This window comes from Rothia sp. SD9660Na (genome assembly GCF_030064065.1).
Classification (GTDB): domain Bacteria; phylum Actinomycetota; class Actinomycetes; order Actinomycetales; family Micrococcaceae; genus Rothia.
Window position 1 is genome coordinate 378,428 of record NZ_CP125946.1, and the last position, 20,256, is coordinate 398,683.

A 20,256-nucleotide genomic window follows, 5' to 3' on the forward strand; every position below is an offset into this window, starting at 1 on the left:
TGTGGTTCTCGGTGTACTATTCTCGATAAGAAACGTGAGTATTATGAATAGCTCACATCTTCATCTTTATCTAAAAGGAAAATATGACTGAAAATATCGCATCTGCTGAGCGCGGCGCCGCTACCCCCAAAGGTGCGGCCCGCGGTTCGTTTCGCCAGGTTATCGCTCAGGAAGCCCGCCTTGGAGCCGGTAACAATATCTCATGGCGTAGCGTTTTCGCGGGTCTTGTAACCTTCGTAGCGCTGTCTGTGCTCTTCGCTCTCGTGGGTACCGCCCTGGGGCTGAGTGGCACCGATTTGACTGCTGACCGCCCCACCGAAGGTGTGGGTACGGGTCTGCTAATTTGGACCATCTTCTCCCTGGCCCTCTCTTTAGGTATCGCTGGTTTCATCGCCGGTCTTACCGCGAACAAGGCCGGTCTAATTCACGGCTTCCTCACCTGGGCCCTGGGTGTTATTGCCATTGTTGTTCTAGCCGTTAGTACCGTATCTTCAGCTTTCGGTGCCCTGGGTAACATGCTCGACGCGGCCGGTGGTGCGGTATCGAATGCCTCATCGGCGGCAGCACGCGCTGTTTCGGACATCAACACTGACCAGATTGACATTGACACCGCTGGTGTTTCCGCTGATGTCCGCTCAGCCCTGGCCAACAGCTCCATCGAACAGCTGCACCCTGACTACTTGCAGGCCCAGGTGGACGACACTGTAGCTGACCTGCAGTCAGCTGCCCAGCGCATCATCGTTGACGGTGAAGACGCCTCTGCTGTTGTGGCCGACGTCCGTTCCAATGTTGAGGACCGTATCGCGACCATCACTGAGCAGATCGACGAGGCTGCTCTGGCCCGTGAGATTGAGGCGAACACCAACCTGACCGCCGCTGAGTCACGCTCAGCTGCAAACAACATCGTCACCTCCTACGAAGAGGGTGTGAAAAAGACTGAAGAGTCTCTGAACAACCTGGCAAACAATGCCCAGGAGACCTTCGATCAGGCTGTTGTGGCTGCTAATGAAGCCATGGACAACACTGCCAAGTACTCTATGTACACCTTTGCTGGTCTGGTGTTTGCTCTGATCATTACTTCTCTTGCTGGCCTCTTTGGTGCCCGGAGCGGTCGTTCAGCTGACAAGATTTAGTACTGTTCGAGGATAATCTCCGCACTAAAGTGTATGAAGGCTCACATTTTATCGTTGATAAGGTGTGAGCCTTCCGCTATACCTGGTACTTGGAAGGGCTGGGGTGTAGAGTACCTGGTGGGAGGGTGATTAGGTTAGGCTGTCATCGCCTGGTGCTAAGGCTTCTCCGAGCTCGGAGCTAGGAGGACCTTATTGTGAACTAGTCATAATAATGCTTGAAAGCATTCGCTCCGATGCGTAGGCTAGAAGGTAACAGCTAGCTGGTCGGGCACCGCAACCCCCGGCAGGCTAGGAATAAACAACCTCACTCTGAAAGGAATAAGACAGACCATGAGCAAGTACTCATCTTTCACCGTTCCCGGCCTCACCGAAGAATCAGGCCACCACGTAGCTGATGTACTGCAGCTTCGCCTGCACGCCCTGAACGACCTGCACCTGGTGCTCAAGCACGCCCACTGGAACGTCGTTGGCCCTAACTTCATCGCCGTTCACGAAATGCTCGACCCCCAGGTAGACCTGGTGCGCGGCTTCGTTGATGCCATTGCAGAGCGCATGGCCACCATGGGCGTAGCCCCCAACGGTCTTTCCGGTGACCTGGTTGAAAAACGCACCTGGGCTGAATACGACGTTGACCGTGCAGATGCCATGACCCATATCCGCGCCCTGAACGAGGTCTACAACGTTGTAGTTGAAGACCACCGTGCAGCTATCGCCAAGGTGGGCGATATCGACCCCATCACCGAGGATCTGCTCATCGGCCAGACCGCTGAGCTGGAGCTCTTCCAGTGGTTCCTGCGTGGCCACCTCGAAGACGGCCGTGGCAACCTCCAGTAAGCCTCAGAGCTTGATAGCTTGAACTACGCGCTAAAGGCGGGTCTATCGCACGATAGGCCCGCCTTTTTCTGTGCGGCAACGTACTTCTTAGCCCTCGACTAGCGCCCGGATCTTATTAAGGGTGAGTTCCGTGTGGGTGTAGCGGGCGTGCCCCAGGTTCTCTGGAACTTCGGTGAGGCCGGGCACCACAACCACCTTCATGCCAGCGGCCATGGCGCTTTGGGTGCCAGAGGCAGAGTCTTCCACCGCAACGCAGTGAGCGGGGTTCACCCCCAGATTGCGGGCTGCCATAAGGTAGGGTTCGGGGTCGGGCTTGGCATGGGTGACCTGCTCGTCGGTCACTAGAGTTTTGAAAAGACCCTCCGGTGCTAGCATGGCGGTGTTGGCAGCTACCTCGGTGGTAGCGTTGGTGACGATACCGGCGGGGACGCCCGCTTCGGCTACCTGCGCCAGGAGGGCTTCAATACCGGGTAGTAACTCGACCCGGGCGTCCTTCAAGAGAGCCGACATCTTGGCCTTAAGCCGGTCGTAGAGCTCGTCAGCAGAAACATCTGCACCCAGCTCCTGCATGCGGGCAAAGGTCACCGCGGCGGGTTTACCGAGGGCCATTAGCGTATCTTGTTCGGTCCAGGTGGCTCCGAACTCGGCGGCCAGGGCAGTTTTTGCCTCAGCCCAGAGAGGCTCGGTATCTACGAGGGTTCCGTCGTGGTCAAAGAAAATAGCTTCAAGTCTGCTCATATATACCACCCTACCCGTCCGCAGGGGGCTCTGCCCGGTTAAGATGGATGGGTGAACCAAGAGCACTCTACATCTAGCCCTGACTCTGCTTCTGCTTACCCGCGTCTACAGCGGCAAATGAGCCCCACCCGGCAGGCCCTGGCCTACTTGCTGGTACCTATGGCTTTTATCTCGGCAACCTGGATTACCGCCGGGCGTGCCCTCTTCGGTGCGGCAGGGGAGCTGGTGCCCATCTATGCGATATCGTTTGGGCCAGCCCTGCTGATCATTCTGCTGGTAGCTGCCCTGTTTTCCTTCAAAGAAATGGCACTTCAAGAAGCCGGTCGGCGGGCGGGACCGCCGCCCATCACCGCGTCGGTTGCGGCATCTACCTGGGGGCTCGCCGGTTTCTTTGGCATGGTGGCTCCTGACCGACTTGAGGGGCAGAATATTTCAGCTGCTGCCGCTCTGCTGGGCCCCGACGTCATCGGGCTGTCCGCTGCCTTTGGAAATACCAGCGGTATTCTCACCTTCTCCTTCGCCATCGCCACCCTACTACTAGCTATCGGTGATTACCGCCGGGCACGAGCCCTCACTCGCGGGCTCGACGGTGCTACCCGGGAGCAGCTAGAGCGTGAAGAATCGATGTATGACTTCCTCGACTAGCCCCGGGCAGGTACTGCTATGCGCTGGAAGGCGTTACAGGTTAACCTGATCGAGCCAGCCGTTGAGCACCTCGGTGGCGGCGGTAGTGAGCTTCTCTGCGTAGAGGGAGGCCTCGCGGCGAATGACCGCTGCATCCTGCTCCGAAGCCCTGATGTAGTCGGCATAGGCGATGAGCCACTGCTCGATGTGGCGGGGGTTGACCTCAAGATGGAACTGGAGCGCCAGCGCGTAGGGGCGTCCTGCTGCATCCTTGAGAGTAAATGCCTGGTTTTCGCACATCTGGGTGCGGGCTAGGCTGGGGGAGCTCTCTGGCAGAGTAAAGGCATCACCGTGCCAGTGCAGGACGGGGGTGTTACCTAACGGGGCGAGAACAGACTCGTGCCCGGCTTCGGTAAGTTCTACCGGTGAGTAGCCCAGCTCGATAGCGCCAGTGGGGTCAACCTTGGCACCTGCGGCTAGGGCAATTTGCTGGGCCCCCAGGCAGATACCCAGCACGGGTTTCTGGGAGGCAATGCGGGCCTTGATGAGTTCTACTTCTTCAAAGAGGAAGGGGTAGTCCTGGGTGTCGTTCACGCTGATAGGAGCACCAAGAGTAATGAGTAAATCCGCCTCACGCACCTCGGGGGTGTTGAGGGCGTCAATGCCTGCGTCACGGTATTCGACGGTAAAACCGCGTTCGGCCAATAAATCTTCAAAGATACCCAGATCTTCAAAGGCAACGTGGCGAATAGCGTAGGCGGTGCAGGTCATGGTTCTCCTCTGTAGGTGAAGCGATTGACAGATAGCTTACCTGAGAGAGGGGCCTACCTTATAACCGCTGGACGCAAGACTCTGCCCGCCTGCCAAGAGAAGGGCAACCAGTAAGGCCGCTATGAGAAGGGGCATGAAGGGGAGCTCTACCCCGAAGGTAAGGGCGGCTTCGCTGGATGGGGAGGCTATCAGCAGGGCTATGTGGGTGGCAGAGTATGCACCCACTGCTAGGAGCAGTGATAGCCCCATCGGGTAGCGGGCTAGAACCAGCAGGGCAGCTGCGATAACCCAGCTCATAGCGACCCCGCTCAGGCCCCACTGGAGGAAATAGAGCGGAGCAAAGAAGACTAGAAAGAGCGGGGTAAGGGATTTTAGCCGAGAACCTGAGGCAGAGAGTGGGCCAGGGCTGTGAGCATGATGAGCGGTGTGAGCGTCAGGCTAAGCGAGAACAGCCCTAGCCAGAGGGTATAACGGTCGACGAAGTGTTCGGTGATGCCGTAGAAGGGGGCTGAAAATGTCCAGCCGAGATACTGTTCAGCTAAGGCAGGGAGGGCATAGGCGACGGCAATGAGGTAGAAGATGAGGGCGCCCCAATAGAGCCGGTGCGGGGCATAGAGGTAGGACGGCGGATGAGAAGAAAACATGGGAGCCCTCCATAGGTTGGTGGCTAGCAACGTGAAGCGGACTTCCTGTTTAAATCTGGTTCAGAAATATTAGGCAGGTCAATGAGTGGTCAATGCCGGGTGTGAAAAATTTCTTGTAAATATCTAGTGCAAATAAGTTGAGTGTAGTAGACTCAAGTTAAAGCTGAGTGGAGTACACTCAAGTATGAACGAACTACCTACGCAAAAGGTAAAGGAGAACAATGAACGCACAATTTACGACCAAGAGCCAAGAAGCGCTCTCGGCAGCCAATATGAACGCCCAAACCGCGGGCAACCCCACCCTTGACACCTCCCATCTGCTCAAGGCCCTCATGGATCAGCGCGAGGGGGTGGCAGTGGCCGTCCTTAAAACCGCAGGGCTCGACGTTGATGCCATCTCCCTGGCAGCCTCCACCGAGATCTCAAAGCTGCCCAAGGTGCAGGGCGCCTCAGCTGCCCAAGCCCAGCCGAGCCGTGCCGTCCTGACCGCCATCCAAACCGCCCAAGCCAAGGCAACCCAGTTCGGGGACACCTATATCTCCACCGAAATCCTGCTGCTGGCGCTCGCCGCCGGTGACGACGCAACCGCTCGCGCCCTACAGCAGGCCGGGGCTACCGAAAAGACCATTGAAGAGACCATCCCTACCGTGAGAGGAGACCGCACCGTGACCACCCCCGACCCCGAAGGTACCTTCGGCGCCCTAGAACAGTACGGCACCGACCTGACTGCCGTTGCCCGCGAAGGCAAGCTTGACCCCGTCATTGGGCGCGATAGTGAAATTCGCCGTGTGATCCAGGTGCTCTCCCGCCGCACCAAGAATAACCCCGTGCTTATCGGCGAACCCGGCGTCGGTAAAACCGCCGTCGTTGAGGGTCTGGCCCAGCGCATGGTCTCCGGCGACGTGCCCGAATCCCTGCGCGGCAAAACCCTGATCTCCCTCGACCTGGGCGCAATGGTCGCCGGTGCCAAGTACCGCGGCGAATTTGAAGAGCGCCTCAAGGCCGTGCTCGAAGACATCAAGAAGTCCGAGGGGCAAATCGTCACCTTTATCGATGAGATTCACACCGTCGTTGGGGCAGGTGCCTCCGAGGGCTCTATGGACGCCGGCAACATGCTTAAGCCCATGCTGGCTCGCGGCGAGCTGCGCCTGATTGGTGCTACCACCCTCGACGAATACCGCGAAAACATTGAAAAGGACGCCGCCCTGGAACGCCGCTTCCAGCAGGTCTACGTGGGTGAGCCCAGCGTCGATGACACCATCGGTATTCTGCGCGGGCTCAAAGAACGCTACGAGGCTCATCACAAGGTAGCTATCGCAGACTCTGCCCTGGTGGCAGCCGCTAACCTGTCAAACCGCTACATCCCCTCGCGCCAGCTGCCCGATAAGGCCATCGACCTGATTGACGAGGCAGCCTCCCGCCTGCGCATGGAAATCGACTCGGCCCCCGAAGAAATCGACGCCCTGCGCCGCGCCGTTGACCGCCTGACCATGGAAGAACTGGCCCTGGCCAACGAAACCGACCCCGCCTCCGTCGAGCGCCTTGAAGCCCTGCGGGCAGATATGGCTGATAAGAAGGAAGAGCTGGACGCCCTCAACGCCCGCTGGGAAGCTGAAAAGGCCGGTCTCAACCGCGTTGGCGACCTCAAAACCCAGATTGATGAGCTGCGCTCCAAGGCAGAAGTCGCCCAGCGTGAAGGCAACCTCGCTGAAGCCTCCCGCGTGCTCTACGGCGAAATCCCCGCCCTCGAAGCCGAACTGGCCGCAGCCCAGCAGGCTGAGAATACCGCGTCCGAAGAGTCCATGGTCTCTGAAGAAGTGACCGCCGACGACATCGCCGAAGTGATTTCATCCTGGACCGGCATTCCCGCCGGGCGTATGCTCCAGGGCGAATCGGAAAAGCTCCTGCACATGGAAGACGAACTGGGCAGGCGCCTAATCGGCCAGAGCCAGGCGGTCACCGCCGTCGCTGATGCTGTCCGCCGCTCCCGCGCAGGCATTGCCGACCCCGACCGTCCTATCGGCTCCTTCCTCTTCCTCGGCCCTACCGGTGTCGGTAAAACCGAGCTGGCCAAGGCCCTGGCCGAGTTCCAGTTCGACGACGAACGCGCCTTGGTGCGTATCGATATGAGCGAATATGCCGAAAAGCACGCCGTCGCCCGTCTGGTCGGTGCCCCTCCCGGGTACGTCGGCTACGAAGAGGGCGGCCAGCTCACCGAAGCTGTACGCCGCCGCCCCTACTCGGTTGTGCTCCTCGACGAGGTCGAAAAGGCCCACCCCGAGGTCTTCGACATCCTGCTCCAGGTACTTGACGACGGGCGTCTGACCGACGGACAGGGGCGCACCGTGGACTTCCGCAACGTCATCCTAATCTTGACCTCCAATCTGGGCTCCCAGTTCCTGATCGACCAGAATCTCGACGACGAAGCCCGCAAGAGCGCGGTTATGACCACCGTCAACGCCAGCTTCAAGCCGGAATTCCTCAACCGCCTGGACGAGGTCATCATGTTCAAGCCCCTCTCAGCCGATGACCTAGCCTCCATCGTAGGCCTGCAGATCGCCTCGATGGCCCGCCGCCTAGAAGACCGCCGCCTGACCCTGGATGTCACCGACGCCGCCACCGAGTGGCTGGGACTTGCCGGCTACGACCCCGCCTACGGCGCCCGTCCGCTCCGCCGCCTCGTGCAACGCGAAATTGGCGACCGCCTAGCCAAGGGAATCCTGGCCGGCGCCATCAAGGACGGCGACACCGTGCGCGTGGACGTCAACCCCGACGTCGCCGTGGATGGGCTGGTCGTTACTGCCGAGTAAAAGCCGGGAATGACCCTACTGCTTCTCTCTTGACCCTACAGATTATCTCGGGGTCAAGAGAGAAACGATAGGGTCTTTGTCTTTTAAACTGGAAGAGTGAACCAAATCCAGCCCCGGCCCGCATCCAACACGATCGATACCCGCTTTGCTGGGGCGTCTGCGTCCATCGCCGCGAGAGCCGACATTGCCGCCACCCACGCGGCGGCTCTGCGCTCCATCGATCGGGTGGTGGCCGAAACAGCCCAGCCCACCGACCCGCAGGTAGCGGCGGACGGCGTCCGGCAGCTTCTTCACCAAGGGCAGGTTCTGGTGCTCACCGGGGCAGGAATTTCCACAGGCTCAGGGATTCCTGACTACCGCGGTCCCGCCGGGTCCCTGCGCAACCACCGGCCCATGACCTACCAGGAATTCCGCTTTGACGAGGTGGCGCGGCAGCGCTACTGGGCCCGATCCTTTGTGGGCTGGCGGCAGATGAACCGGGCGCACCCCAACACCGCCCACTACCTGCTGGCAGAGCTGGAAGCCCGCGGACACCTGGCCGGGCTGATTACCCAGAACGTCGATGGCCTTCACACCGCAGCTGGATCGAGCACAGTCATTACCCTGCACGGGGACCTCTCCCGCATCGAGTGCCTAGACTGCGGAGCGGACGAGGGCCGCACCTCCCTGGATGCCCGCATCGAAGCCGCCAACCCCGGCTACCTCGAACGCTTATCCAGCACCACCTTGCAGGTCAACCCCGACGGTGACGCAGAGATCGACGCCCGTTTTATCCAGGATTTTCAGATGGTCGGCTGCCTGGCCTGCGGCTCCACCAAGCTCAAACCTGCCGTGGTCTACTTCGGTGAGCCCGTGCCGTCTGCCCGCAAGCAGGCCGTGAAAGAACTGGGGGAGAGCGCTCACTCCCTGCTGGTGCTGGGCTCATCTCTGGCCGTGATGAGCTCCTACAAAATCGCCCTTGATTTCGCCCGGGCTGGCAAGCCCATCGCTGTCATCAACCAGGGCCCGGGCCGGGCGGACGCACGTGCCACCTACCTCTGGCGCGCTGACGTCACCGATGCCCTCTACGCCGTTACAGCCCCGCATGAAGGCATCTAAAACTTTTTCTTCTATGAGTATTACCGGGTCAGAGGCACTGAAGGGGCTGCCTGTAGGTACTCATAAGTGAAGGCTAAGTACAACACAGACTCTGGGAGAACACTGGTTATCAAGCAAAACAAGACTAGATACACCCCTCGGAGAACTCCCGTGAACACCATTATCACAGCAGCTGCCCTCGACCTCGTCGCCATCCTGATTCTATGAGGCATGTACGTGGCCCGCCACCGCCGCCGCGACCTCGTCGTCTCATGCATCATCATCAACGTGGGCCTCATCGACACCCCGGCAACCGCCTTCGAGCCTACCCTCACCACGGCCTACCGCCGCACCACCGTCCTGCTCCCGGCCTCAGCTCACAACCCGGTCGCCTCCCTCATGACCATCGATGCCGAGATCTCGGGCGGTACCTACAGCATCAGCGTCAACGGCTCAGAGACCGGCACCGCCACTGAAACCTCCGGCGCTGCCGCAGGCGGCATGGGTGGCTTCGGCGGCCGCCCCTAAGGCCCCATAAACTCAGCCGGCGAGCTGGCACTTCTGTTCCATCTCTTCGTCGGCTGCTCTACCGCTCCGCGTCACCTCTTTCTGGTCGGGTGGCGCGGAGCTTCTCTTTACCGGGAGAGGTGCCGATGCAAAACAAAACGACCGTTCTCTATATTTTTGTAGTTTTGAGCAGTTTCTTACATCTCAGGTGGCGAACAGGCAAGCAAAGACGCGCAAAAACATGTACCCTTAGATACAGAAAAGACTGAAAGTTTTTCTGGCACACCCCTGCGCGCACGCGGGCGGCCAGATACGAGCGATAAAGAGGGGGTCTCGCCATGGGGCGCGGCCGTCAGAAGGCTAAAGCAACTCGGCAGGCTCGGGAGATGAAGTACTTCAGCCCCGACACCGACTACACTGCACTTGAGCGGGAGCTCAGCAAAAATGCTGGCTCTCAGTCTAAGTCGTCTGGTTATCAGTATGATGACGAGGACGATTACTCGGAATACGCAGACAAGTACGCCGACGATTATCAGGAGAAGTAACCCGCGTAGCACCACGCGGGTTCTTCCCGAACCATTTTTCTAGCCCGCTACCGCCCGCCGGTGGCGGGCTTTTGTATGGGGCGCGGACGTCCGTGCTCGGTTAGGTACGCTCGGTTGCAGTCACAGGGTAAGGGCGCTGCGCTCGTGGGTGGTCAAGGCTCTAACCTCTGCCCTTTTTGGTCTGTCGACCGGTCAGAAACTGGCTGACACCCAAACCGGTCTGCGTAGCCTGACCCCGCAGATTCTGCCCTGGGCTTTCGAGCTGCCCGGTGACCGCTATAAGTACGAGTTCAATATGCTGCTGCGGGCCCCGCCCGCAGACCCACCGCTCCCTGGGACGTTACGCTCTGCTGGCTGTAGCGATTCTGACTACTAATACCGCCCTACTTGAAACCCTCACCTGGATGGGGCTACCCCTTTTGGAGGCTAAGGCACTCATTGAGCTGGTACTTATCCCGGTGAGTTTTGCGGTGCAGCGCCGCTGGGTTTTTGCAGATCAACAGCAGGCAGAACAGAAAAATAGCGTGACAGAACAGCATAAGAGGGCGGACGCTGCCCTCACCTTTCTTTAAAACCTACTTGTAGGCCCCCAGCAGCACTGCCGCTCCGCCGTCCACGCCCTTAGCACCCTGCACGTAGTCGGGGTTGCTCTTGTGCTCGCCAGAATCCTTCTGCACGGTACCCAGCACCCACGAGGGCAGACCACGCTTGTTCAGACGCTCAACGGCTGCATCAGCAACCGACGGGTCAACCACAGCAATCATGCCCACACCCAGGTTGAGGGTACGTTCCAGGTCAGCCTGGGGCACAGAACCCAGCTCACCAATCAGCTTGAAAATTGCCGGAATCTCCCATGTCGAACGCTCCACCACACCCACGGTGCCCACCGGCAGCACACGGGCCAGGTTAGCGGCCAGACCGCCACCGGTCACATGCGAGAAGCCGCGCACACCCGAACCGGTTTGCCCGTCCTCACCGTTGACCGGGAAAGCCTCAATCAAATCCAGGCAGTCAGCAGTGTAAATGCGGGTGGGCTCCAACAGCTCCTCACCCAGGGTACGGCCTAGCTCGGCGACCTCACGCTCATACTTCCAGCCAGCAACCGAAAGCACCTTGCGCACCAGGGAGTAGCCATTAGAGTGAATACCGCTTGAAGCCATAGCAATCAGCACATCGCCCTCACGCACACGGTCAGGGCCCAGCAGCTCGTCCGCCTCGACGATGCCGGTGGCGGCACCTGCCACGTCGTACTCGTCCTCAGCCAGCAGGCCGGGGTGCTCAGCGGTCTCGCCGCCCACCAGGGCGGTACCAGCCAGGGAACAACCCTCAGCCACACCGCGCACAATATCGGCAATGCGCTCGGGCACCACCTTGCCGGTGGCAATGTAGTCGGTCATAAAGAGGGGGCGGGCACCGGTCACAACGATGTCATCAACCACCATACCCACCAGGTCATGACCAATGGTGTGGTGAATATCGAGCTTTTGGGCAATCGATACCTTGGTGCCCACGCCATCGGTGGAGGTTGCCAGGTAGGGCTTGCGGTAATCCTTGAGCACAGACAGGTCAAAGAGGCCAGCAAAGCCGCCCACACCGCCCACTACACCGGCGCCGTGGGTTGCCTTGACGGCGTCCTTCATCAGCTCAACAGCGCGGTCGCCCGCCTCAACATCTACACCAGCCGAAGCGTAGGTAACTGCGTTCTGGTTCTCGCTCATTTAGCGGGCCTCTCGGTCAGTGCCGGTAGAATCGGCAGGAATCGTATCTTGGGGAAGGACTAAATCTTCAAGGTCTGAATCGGGGCCAGGCTCACAAGAGCCGGTGCCCAATGACGCCGCCGGGGTACTATCAAACTTGTGCTCCAGCGCCTCGGTGCCGGGGCGGGTTTCGATAGACACCGCCTTGGCCTTAGAAGGCTTATGGGCAACAGGACGCTCCACCGTCACCTCAGCTGCGGTACCGGCCAGAGGGCCGCCCTTGGAATCATCAAAGATGGACTTGCCGCGGCGGTCTTCGCTGGGCAGCTCGATGGGGTACTTACCGGTAAAGCAGGCGGTGCACAGGCGCTCGCGGGGCTGCTCAGTTGCGGCAATCATGCCCTCTTCTGAGATGAAGCCCAGGGAATCTGCACCCAGCGACTTACCGATTTCTTCAATGGTCAGGCCGTTAGCAATTAGCTCGGAGCGCGAGGCAAAGTCGATGCCGTAGAAGCAGGGCCACTTGACCGGCGGGGAGGAGATACGCACATGCACCTCTTTAGCGCCCGCCTCTCGCAGCATGCGCACCAGGGCGCGCTGGGTGTTACCGCGAACGATAGAATCGTCAATCACGACCAGACGCTTACCCTCTACCACCGAGCGCAGGGGGTTGAGCTTGAGCCTAATGCCCAGCTGGCGGATGGTCTGTGAAGGCTGAATGAAGGTGCGGCCCACATAGGCGTTCTTGACCAGGCCGTTGCCGAAGGGAATGCCGGATTCCTCAGCGTAGCCAATAGCAGCCGGGGTGCCCGATTCGGGAGTGGGCATGACCAGGTCAGCCTCCACCTTATGCTCACGGGCCAGCTGACGCCCCATCTCAACACGGGATTCGTAGACACTGCGGCCCGAAATCGTGGTATCGGGGCGGGCCAGGTAGACGTACTCAAAGACGCAACCGGCGGGTTTGGCTTCGGCGAAGTGTTGGGAGCGCAAGCCGTCCTCGTCGATGGTGATGAACTCACCGGGCTCTACCTCGCGCACGAAGGAGGCACCGACGATGTCGAGGGCAGCGGTTTCTGAGGCAATAACCCAGCCGCGGTCAAGACGACCCAAGACCAGCGGACGCACGCCCTGGGGGTCGCGCGCAGCGTAGAGGGTGTGCTCGTCCATGAAGACCAGGCAGAAGGCACCTGAGAGGGTGGGGAGTAGGTTGAGGGCGGCCTCTTCGAGGCTGTCAAAGTCGTGGTCCTTGAGCAGGGCTGTAACCAGGGCGGTGTCGGTGGTGTTGCCCTGGGCGAGCTCACCGCGCTCGGGGCGCTTGCCGCCGTTCTTGGCCAGCAGGCGGTCGTAGAGGTCAGCTGAGTTAACCAGGTTGCCGTTGTGGGCCAGGGCGAGCGTGCCGTGGGGGGTGTCGCCCAGGGTCGGCTGCGCGTTCTGCCAGATGTTGCCGCCGGTGGTGGAGTAGCGGCAATGGCCTACTGCCATGTGGCCGGTCATTGAGTTGAGGGTGGCCTCGTCAAACACCTGGGATACCAGGCCGATATCTTTGTAGACGCTCAGGTGTTTGCCGTCGCTGGTGGCGATACCAGCTGACTCCTGGCCACGGTGTTGCAGGGCGTAGAGGCCGTAGTAGGTGAGCTTAGCGATATCTTCGCCGGGGGCCCATACGCCAAAGACGCCGCATTCGTCTTTAGGGCCGTGATCAACGGGGTCAAGGTCGAAGGATAGTTTTCCGTCAGGACGAGCCAAAGCAGGTTTTCCGTCTCTTGTTGTGGGGTGGTTATCTCGCCGTGTAGCGTGGGGTAGCGCACGTGAGCGAGCGAACATATCAAGTGTACCTGCCCGATACGCTACTGATAAGTAAAGCCCACCGTGTGAACGTTTCTGCTCACGGGTGGGCTTGATTTAGTCTTGCTGGCTGACAGCTCGGTAGGTGGTGGTGCGCTTGGCCGAGCGCTTATCGAGGAGCAGGGCTACTACGATGGCGGCGGCGGTGCAGAGGGCCCCGAAGATAACGGCCATCACGCCGTAGATTGCGCTGAAAGTATAGTTGGGGTTTTCCGGGCCGAGAGCGGTGACAACAAAAGCCACAATGAGGCCGATGAGCAAGCCAGTGATAGCAAAGGCCGGCAGGGAGGGGGCGCGGCGTACCGTCAGGTTGGCACGGTCAGGCGCGGACGCCGGCGCAAAATGTTGGCCGGGGGCTGCCTGCTTCTCATCCTCGGTGAGAGGAGAAGCAGGTTCAGTGGGGCGGCGGAATCTCGACAGGATGCTCATAACTATTAACCTTACCAAGAGTCAGAAGAGGAAGACTCAGGACTACAGAATGCCGAGCTAGAGAAGCGGTAGATAGTCGCTCAAATCAGCGCGCAGCCCAGAAGCTGAAATAGCGGCTGCTGATTCTTGCCAGCTGGTATAGCCCAGGGTGATAGCGCACCAGGTGAGCGCATCGGTTTCAACCACGTTGGGAGGGGTACCTCGGGTATGGCGCGGCCCGGCAATACACTGGGTCACCCCAAAAGGCGGCACCCGCACCTCCACCGAATTGCCAGGGGCAAGGGTCGCCAGCTCTTCGAGCAGAAAACGGACGGACGCCGCCCGCACCCCGCGCGGCAGAGCAGCAAAAGCCGCCGCGCGGGCGTACTCATTCTCTGCCCCCTCAAAAACCTGCCGTACCTGAGTAACGGCAGCGAGGCCGTCCGCCTCGGAAATCTTGCGGCGAATCGCCATTAGAGCAGCCCCTCAAAGGCAGCACCCGGCTCGATAGAACCGACGGGCTGCCCGCCGCCGGTGATGGGCAAGGTGGTTCCAGCAACCGCCCGGTCAGCCACCTCAGTCTCTACATAACCTGCCGCCTGGAGCGCCCGCACCGCCACCAGAGAAGCAGCACGGTTAGAACCATCAAGCGTCTTCAAAGCCACCGACGCGCCCGAGCGCAGACCGATGGCCAGCACCCCTTCGGCACCGCGCTTGACCACGGCATCAAGAGTTTCAGCCAGAACCGTATCGGAGCCGCCGGGGCCGTGGACGTACTCGGGATAGTCCACCATAGCGGTAGCGACGGTGGCAGCACGGGCATCAGCCTTGATATTCTCCACCGCCGCACCCAGGGTGGAATAAGCTCGGGCCAACCCCATCAGCGAGGTCGCAGCCACCGGAGCGCCACAACCATCGACGGTGACGTGCTGGGGTGTTTCTCCCGTGAACTCCTCAATGGTCTCAAGTACCAGCTCCTGCAGCGGGTGGGACGGGTCGGTATAGTTCTCGGTCTGCCAGCCCGACTTCACACAGCCCCACAGAAAGGCCGCGTGCTTGCCGGAGCAGTTAAAAGCCAGACGCTGCTTGCCGTGCCCGGCCTTAATCAGGGCGTGGTAACTGGGCTCATCAGACGGCCAGGCCGGTGGGCAGAGCAGGGCCTCAGCGGTCAGACCGGCCTCAGCCAGCACCGACTGGGCCACTTTCATATGCTCAAAAGAACCGGTATGAGAACCGGCTGCCAGGGCAATCTGGGCGCCCTGCAACTCTGCCCCCGCGTTCATCGACGCAATAGCCTGTAGAGGTTTGAGCGCTGAACGAGCATAGACCAGAGCCTCAGGTGTTCCTATGCTCAAGGCGTTAGACCCGTCGGGCGCGAGTACCACCAGGGAACCCACATGCCTCGACTCGATGAAATTGCCACGGGTCACGACGGCCAGCTCTGCTGCCTGTTGCGCGGTAAAAGTCTGCATGCCCACCAGTCTACTGGGTAGCCCCGGCCGCTAAACTAAGCGAGGCCCGCACTTATTCTGATTTATCCGCAACTAGTTGCGGGTTTTTCAGAATAAGTGCGGGCATCTACAGGCTGGCCGGGCAGTGTTAACCGAGTGTGGCGTCCGCGCTACTGCTCTTTCTGCTGCTCAGAGAGAGCCCTGAGCGCCTCGCGGGTCGCGCGGTCAGCTCGCTGTGCTTCAACCTGGGCCTCGTCTGCCGCTGCTAGAGCCTGGTCGGCAGCAACCACAGCGGCCTGGGCTAAAGCACGCGTGGACTCAACCGCAACAACCTGGGTGGGGCTGACCGGACGCTCCGGCGCGGACGCCGGCTGCTCGGCGGATGCCGGTTCCTCAGCGGGTACTGCTGGGGTAGGTGTCTGCGTCGCAGCTACTGCCGGGGCTGCCTCTTCCTCGTGCGCCCGGGCTTCGAGCTTGGTGCCCTCAACGTCCAGGTCGGGGAGTAGGCAGTCGAGCCAGGCAGGCAGCCACCATGCCTTTTCACCCAACAGGTGCATGAGTGCCGGAATCAGGGTCATGCGAACCACAAAGGCATCGAGCAGAACGCCAACTGCCAGAATGAAGCCGATAGAGGCAATCATGGGGTCGCCGGAGAAGACGAAGCCGATAAAGACACTGGCCATAATCAGGGCAGCTGCGGTGACCACGCGGGCGCCGTGGTTGTAGCCCACCACAACCGAGGTCTTAGCCCCGCGACCGTATGAGTAGGCTTCTCGCATGCCCGAGACCATGAAGAGCTGGTAGTCCATGGCCAGGCCGAAGAGAATACCCACCGCCAGAATCGGCAGGAAGGCCAGCAACGGGCCGGGGGTTGAAACATTGAAGAGCTCAGACGCCCAACCCCACTGGAACACAGCCGTAGTTGCACCGAGAGCTGCCAGCAGGGAGAAGAGAAAGCCCAGGGTAGCGGTGACCGGCACCAGAATGGAGCGGAAAACCAGAATCAGAACCAGCAGCGATAGACCCATGACCAGCGCAACATACACCGGCAGAACCTCGGCCAGGTTCTGGGCAATGTCAACGGCCATCGCGGTCTGACCGGTGACGCCGAGGGTCACCTCACCGTTATCGGTTGAGACAGTCATATCCCGCAGGGCCTGTACTAGGTTAGTGGTTGACTCCGCATTGGGGCCCTCAGCGGGAATCACCTGGTAGAGCAGGGCGGAGTTGTCGTCAGAGATCATGGCGGGAATAACCGCTGAAACGTCACTCTGTTCCAGAAGGTCCTGGCCCACCTCAACCTGCAGGGCCTTGGCCTGTTCCTCGGTGGTGCCCTCGGGCAGGCGGGCTGCCACCACGATGGGGCCGTTCTGACCTTCACCAAACTTATTGGCAACGGTGGTGTACGAGATGTAGGCAGCTGAATCCGTGGTTTGAGAGGCACCGGTCGGCAGGCCCAACCGCATATCGGTCACAGGCAGAGCGACAGCACCCAATGCAAGCACTACAGCGGCAACGGTAGCAATCGGCTTCTTGAGCACCAGACCGATCCAACCACGGTGGGCTTCTTCATGGTCAGCCGCCGCCCCCTTAGCTTCTGCTCGAATGGAAGCTGCCTGGGCGTCGTCCTCACTGGCAGCCTGAGCGCCAGCCGCAATTTTTGCTCGCTGCTTTTTGCTCAGGACGCGCTCGCCCAGCAGGGACATCACGGCGGGGGAGAGGGTGGTGGCTACCGCCACGGCAACAGCAACCGCAAAGGCACCGGCGTTACCCATCACGCCCAGGAAGGGGATGCCCACGACATTCAGGCCCAGCAGGGCGATGATAACGGTAGTGCCTGCGAAGAAGACCGCGCCGCCAGAGGTACCGGTGGCCAGGGCGATGGACTCCTTCACGTTCATTCCCTTAGCCAGGTTGGTGCGGTGGCGGTTCAGAATGAAGAGGGTGTAGTCGATACCCACAGCCAGGCCCAGCATGGTGCCCAGGGTGGGGGTAGTTGAGGTCATGTCGATGACGCTTGAGAGCGACAGGACGGCCAGGGCCGAGGTGCCCACGCCGATAAGCGCCATAATAATCGGCAGGCCAGCTGCAACCAGAGTGCCCAGCATGAGAAGCAGAACGATAAAGGCAATGCCGATACCGATAATCTCAGCGGTCGCATTCATCTCTGTTTCGATACCCTGCATGTACTGGTCGTAGGTGACGGCCAGGCCGTTATCGGACAGCACGTTGAGCTTCTGCTGGGTTTCTTCGAGAGTTTCTCCAGGGATAGAACCGGTCTCAGCATCGAAAGTAACAGAGATAATGGCGGTGGAGTTATCCTCAGAAATCGCAACACCGCTCTCAGACATCTGCAGTAGGGCAGTGTTCTGCTCAAGGGTGCTCTTACCGCTCTCTATCTGGGAGCGGGATTCTTCGAGCTGCGCCAGGCCAGCCTCGTAGTCGCTGTGCCCCTGATCAATCTGAGCCTGGGCTTCGTCGAGCTGGGTGCGGCTCTGATTGAGCTGTTCAGCGGTTGCATCCAGCTGAGCCCGCTGGGCATCCAGCTGGGCCTGCTGGCCGTTGAGCTCACCGAAAGCTTCCGGCGGTGCTCCTTCGCCCTCAAGACGGGTGCGGGCCACGTTCAGCTGATTCTGGGCGTCCTCAAGCTGGGCGTAGCCCTCATCAAGCTGCTGCTGGCCTGAATTCAACTCGGCACGGCGAGCATCAAGCTCAACCTGCCCCGAGTCCAACTGGGCCTTAGCGGTATCAAGCTGCGCCTGGCCGTCCGCAAGCTGCTGCTCGCCCCCGCTCAACTCAGCCTGACCCGCCTCAAGCTGGGCCTGGCCGTCCGCAAGCTGCTGGGCTACAGCAAAGGGGTCGGTGACGCTATCAACGCCCTCAACGGTCTCGGTCTCAGCAACGGCGCTTGCCACAGCAGCCTTCTGATCATCGGTGAAGGTGGAGCCGTCCTCGGTCTGCACAATGGCAGAGCCGGTACCGGCATTGAGATTCAGGTTGAAAGTGTCGGTCAGCTCTTCCTGAACCAGCTGCGCCTCGGTGCCAGGAATAGTGATGGAATCGGTTAGCACACCCTTAAAAGAGGCATAGGCGCCGCCAGCTAGAGCAATCACCAGCGCCCAGATGCCGATAACGGCCCAGACACGGCGAGCTGCAAAACTGCCGACTTTATAGAGGAACTCAGACATAGCCTGCCGGTTTCCCTTTCGTGTGGTTGTGTTTTCTCTAAACGGTCTGGTGGGATGTAACGCTGCCGTCAGCGGCAAATACCGGGGTTCCGGCTGCTACCTGGTTGATATAAGCGTGGATATGGGGCACGAACATCTGGGGTTCGATAACCAGCCGCTTAGCGGGTTCTTCAAAAATGTTTTCGTCGAGTTCTTGAGCGAATCGCACAAAGGCGAAAACGTAACCCATCAGCAGGTTGTAGGCGAAGAGGCTAAGGGCTAGTGACTGGTTGAGTGCTAGGTCGGGGTAGAGCTGATCAATTTCACTACAGAGGGCGTTGCAGATATCGCCCAGAGTGAGGGTGATTTCGCAGGTTACCAGGTCAAAATCTTCTTCATTTAGGGCTGCACCGAGGGTGACAAAGCGGACGAGGTTCTGCTGCACCCTTTCGGTTTCTACTGCCTCGTGGAAGTGCTGCACCAGGGCCTGTGGGAGGTCTTCGATAGCAAGATCTCTGGGGAAGGGCGGTTCGTAGATGCAGGGCTCGAGGTGGGTTGAGAGCTGGTAGGTCAGGGCGTCTTCGAGCTTTTTGAAGTGGTTGAAGATGGTGCGCTCTGAGACCCCTGCTTGCTCTGCGAGAGTCGAGGCTGTTAGGCCTGCTCGTCCGCTGGTGAGCACAATGTGTTCAGCGGCTGCGGCGATTTTTTGTTTGGACGCCGTTGAGCGGGCCCTGCGCCGGTCGAGGGGAGGGGCGTGTTTCAGCATGTATTTACAGTAACTGCAATATTGCAGAAGCTGCAAATAGTTAGGGTGTGGGGTTGGGTACTGGCGAGTGTTGGGCGCGGCTGGCGCAAGTCTTCCGTACTTATTCTGATTTACCCGCAACTAGTTGCGGGGTTTTCAGAATAAATGCGGGGAGGCGGTGGAGCATGTGAGTTGAGCGGTTTCGACTGTGACCTTCTGTTGCAATTTTTTCCACAGGTTCAATACATGCTCTGACAAGGGTAGACCGAAGGTTATCCACAGGTTTGAAAATAGTGCTTGAGTGCCCACCGCCACTCTGCGACAGTAGTCCCATGCACGACAGAATTGAACGGTTCGCCTCAAAAGTCAAAACATCTCAACAGCTCAACTTCGAAGGGCTGAGCAAAAACCTCATCGGCGCTATGCACCGGCGGGGTGAACTTATTAGGCTGACGCGGGGTGTCTATGTTTCAGCTGTAGAAGGCCGGCAGTTCACGCCCGAAGAGCGGTGTATCGCTGTAACGATAGCACTCGCGATGTCTCATCGGCAGGCGGTACTCAGTCACGCATCTGCTGCGCTGATGTGGGGTGCTCCGCTCTTCGGGCTGCCCGCCAAGGTTGAGCTGTCTCTTCCCCGTTCTAACCACCGGCACCATAGCCAGGTCAGGTACCATAGCTCCCGGTCAGACGTGTGCGAGCTGGCTCGTACGGTAGCTGGTTTTTCAGTCACAGACCCACTGACCACGATTCTCGACTGTGCTCGAACCTTACCTGTAGCTCAGGCCCTGGCAGTTACAGACTATTTTCTGCACCGTGCTCATGTAGGTTATCGAGATGTTCATGCCCGGCTCATGGGAGCTAGCGGTTATGGAACGAGCAGTTTTTCCCTGATTGCTGAGTCGATGAGCGCTTTGACCGAGTCCCCTCTCGAATCGCTGGCAATGCTCAGAATCGTGCAGTCCAAACTCGAACGTCCTCGTCAGCAGCTGGAAATAAGAGCGTACGACGGCAGGGAGCACCGTTCAGATTTCGCCTGGGAAACTCTGAAACTCCTGTTAGAGGTCGACGGCTTACATAAGTACTACGGTGCCTACCGCCCGACAGAGGAGCAGCTACGTAGGGATGCCCTGCGCCAACGTTCGCTTGAACTTATGGGCTGGACGGTCGTTCGAGCCACCTGGGACGACCTCATGAACAGGCCGCAGGTCATGATTCAGCGCCTCATACATGGTGGGGTGAGGAAAATGGAACGGTGAT

At 59.7% G+C, this 20,256-nt stretch carries 21 protein-coding genes; 10 read left to right on the forward strand and 11 right to left on the reverse strand.

Going from position 1 to position 20,256, the window contains the following annotated elements; translation table 11 throughout:
* Nucleotides 1-83 precede the first annotated feature (83 nt).
* On the forward strand, nucleotides 84-1,133 hold the full coding sequence (locus tag QM007_RS01960; protein ID WP_283490322.1) for a YrzE family protein: 1,050 nt from the start codon (nucleotides 84-86) through the stop codon (nucleotides 1,131-1,133).
* Nucleotides 1,134-1,463: 330 nt separating this feature from the next.
* Nucleotides 1,464-1,967, forward strand: a complete 504-nt coding sequence (locus QM007_RS01965; protein WP_283490323.1) for a Dps family protein — start codon at nucleotides 1,464-1,466, stop codon at nucleotides 1,965-1,967.
* Between the two features lie 87 nt (nucleotides 1,968-2,054).
* Here the strand turns inward: QM007_RS01965 and QM007_RS01970 are convergent, their stop codons facing one another.
* The gene (locus QM007_RS01970) at nucleotides 2,055-2,705 is read right to left on the reverse strand and encodes an HAD family hydrolase (RefSeq protein ID WP_283490324.1); all 651 of its coding nucleotides are present in this window, start codon (nucleotides 2,703-2,705) and stop codon (nucleotides 2,055-2,057) included.
* Between the two features lie 117 nt (nucleotides 2,706-2,822).
* On the opposite strand from QM007_RS01970, the gene QM007_RS01975 reads away from it, so the two are divergent.
* Nucleotides 2,823-3,350 (forward strand): hypothetical protein, encoded by a 528-nt coding sequence (locus QM007_RS01975; RefSeq protein WP_283490325.1) that lies wholly within the window; start codon nucleotides 2,823-2,825, stop codon nucleotides 3,348-3,350.
* Between the two features lie 33 nt (nucleotides 3,351-3,383).
* Here QM007_RS01975 and QM007_RS01980 read toward each other — a convergent pair whose 3' ends face one another.
* The 3 genes from QM007_RS01980 to QM007_RS01990 form a co-directional block, all read right to left on the reverse strand.
* Nucleotides 3,384-4,100: a glutamine amidotransferase gene (locus QM007_RS01980; protein WP_283490326.1), complete on the reverse strand. Its 717-nt coding sequence runs from the start codon at nucleotides 4,098-4,100 to the stop codon at nucleotides 3,384-3,386.
* A gap of 36 nt (nucleotides 4,101-4,136) precedes the next feature.
* Nucleotides 4,137-4,397 (reverse strand): hypothetical protein, encoded by a 261-nt coding sequence (locus QM007_RS01985; protein ID WP_283490327.1) that lies wholly within the window; start codon nucleotides 4,395-4,397, stop codon nucleotides 4,137-4,139.
* A 74-nt stretch (nucleotides 4,398-4,471) separates the two neighbouring features.
* Nucleotides 4,472-4,744, reverse strand: a complete 273-nt coding sequence (locus tag QM007_RS01990) for a hypothetical protein (RefSeq protein WP_283490328.1) — start codon at nucleotides 4,742-4,744, stop codon at nucleotides 4,472-4,474.
* A 221-nt stretch (nucleotides 4,745-4,965) separates the two neighbouring features.
* On the opposite strand from QM007_RS01990, the gene clpB reads away from it, so the two are divergent.
* From clpB to QM007_RS02020, 6 genes are all read left to right on the forward strand, one after another.
* The gene (clpB, locus tag QM007_RS01995; RefSeq protein WP_283490329.1) at nucleotides 4,966-7,554 is read left to right on the forward strand and encodes an ATP-dependent chaperone ClpB; all 2,589 of its coding nucleotides are present in this window, start codon (nucleotides 4,966-4,968) and stop codon (nucleotides 7,552-7,554) included.
* A gap of 165 nt (nucleotides 7,555-7,719) precedes the next feature.
* Nucleotides 7,720-8,652, forward strand: a complete 933-nt coding sequence (locus QM007_RS02000; protein ID WP_283490981.1) for a Sir2 family NAD-dependent protein deacetylase — start codon at nucleotides 7,720-7,722, stop codon at nucleotides 8,650-8,652.
* 216 nt (nucleotides 8,653-8,868) lie between these two features.
* On the forward strand, nucleotides 8,869-9,159 hold the full coding sequence (locus tag QM007_RS02005; protein ID WP_283490330.1) for a hypothetical protein: 291 nt from the start codon (nucleotides 8,869-8,871) through the stop codon (nucleotides 9,157-9,159).
* 317 nt (nucleotides 9,160-9,476) lie between these two features.
* Entirely contained in the window at nucleotides 9,477-9,683 is a 207-nt protein-coding gene (locus QM007_RS02010; RefSeq protein ID WP_237185107.1) for a DUF3073 domain-containing protein, read from the forward strand.
* A 148-nt stretch (nucleotides 9,684-9,831) separates the two neighbouring features.
* Nucleotides 9,832-10,059, forward strand: a complete 228-nt coding sequence (locus QM007_RS02015; protein ID WP_283490331.1) for a hypothetical protein — start codon at nucleotides 9,832-9,834, stop codon at nucleotides 10,057-10,059.
* A 28-nt stretch (nucleotides 10,060-10,087) separates the two neighbouring features.
* On the forward strand, nucleotides 10,088-10,255 hold the full coding sequence (locus QM007_RS02020) for a hypothetical protein (protein WP_283490332.1): 168 nt from the start codon (nucleotides 10,088-10,090) through the stop codon (nucleotides 10,253-10,255).
* A gap of 3 nt (nucleotides 10,256-10,258) precedes the next feature.
* Here the strand turns inward: QM007_RS02020 and purM are convergent, their stop codons facing one another.
* The 7 genes from purM to QM007_RS02055 form a co-directional block, all read right to left on the reverse strand.
* On the reverse strand, nucleotides 10,259-11,401 hold the full coding sequence (gene purM / locus QM007_RS02025; RefSeq protein ID WP_283490333.1) for a phosphoribosylformylglycinamidine cyclo-ligase: 1,143 nt from the start codon (nucleotides 11,399-11,401) through the stop codon (nucleotides 10,259-10,261).
* Nucleotides 11,402-13,129, reverse strand: coding sequence for an amidophosphoribosyltransferase (purF, locus tag QM007_RS02030; RefSeq protein WP_283490334.1), 1,728 nt, complete (start codon nucleotides 13,127-13,129; stop codon nucleotides 11,402-11,404). It abuts the gene before it with no gap.
* A gap of 156 nt (nucleotides 13,130-13,285) precedes the next feature.
* A complete protein-coding gene (locus QM007_RS02035; RefSeq protein WP_283490335.1) occupies nucleotides 13,286-13,657 on the reverse strand; it encodes a hypothetical protein in 372 nt (123 codons plus the stop codon).
* 57 nt (nucleotides 13,658-13,714) lie between these two features.
* On the reverse strand, nucleotides 13,715-14,110 hold the full coding sequence (locus tag QM007_RS02040) for a sterol carrier family protein (RefSeq protein WP_283490336.1): 396 nt from the start codon (nucleotides 14,108-14,110) through the stop codon (nucleotides 13,715-13,717).
* On the reverse strand, nucleotides 14,110-15,108 hold the full coding sequence (locus QM007_RS02045) for an asparaginase (protein WP_283490337.1): 999 nt from the start codon (nucleotides 15,106-15,108) through the stop codon (nucleotides 14,110-14,112). Before QM007_RS02045 ends, QM007_RS02040 begins: the two co-directional genes overlap by 1 nt.
* Before the next feature lie 149 nt (nucleotides 15,109-15,257).
* Nucleotides 15,258-18,275: an MMPL family transporter gene (locus QM007_RS02050; protein ID WP_283490338.1), complete on the reverse strand. Its 3,018-nt coding sequence runs from the start codon at nucleotides 18,273-18,275 to the stop codon at nucleotides 15,258-15,260.
* Between the two features lie 37 nt (nucleotides 18,276-18,312).
* Nucleotides 18,313-19,020, reverse strand: a complete 708-nt coding sequence (locus QM007_RS02055; protein WP_283490339.1) for a TetR/AcrR family transcriptional regulator — start codon at nucleotides 19,018-19,020, stop codon at nucleotides 18,313-18,315.
* 515 nt (nucleotides 19,021-19,535) lie between these two features.
* On the opposite strand from QM007_RS02055, the gene QM007_RS02060 reads away from it, so the two are divergent.
* Nucleotides 19,536-20,255 (forward strand): endonuclease domain-containing protein, encoded by a 720-nt coding sequence (locus QM007_RS02060; protein ID WP_283490340.1) that lies wholly within the window; start codon nucleotides 19,536-19,538, stop codon nucleotides 20,253-20,255.
* Nucleotide 20,256: the final 1 nt, after the last annotated feature.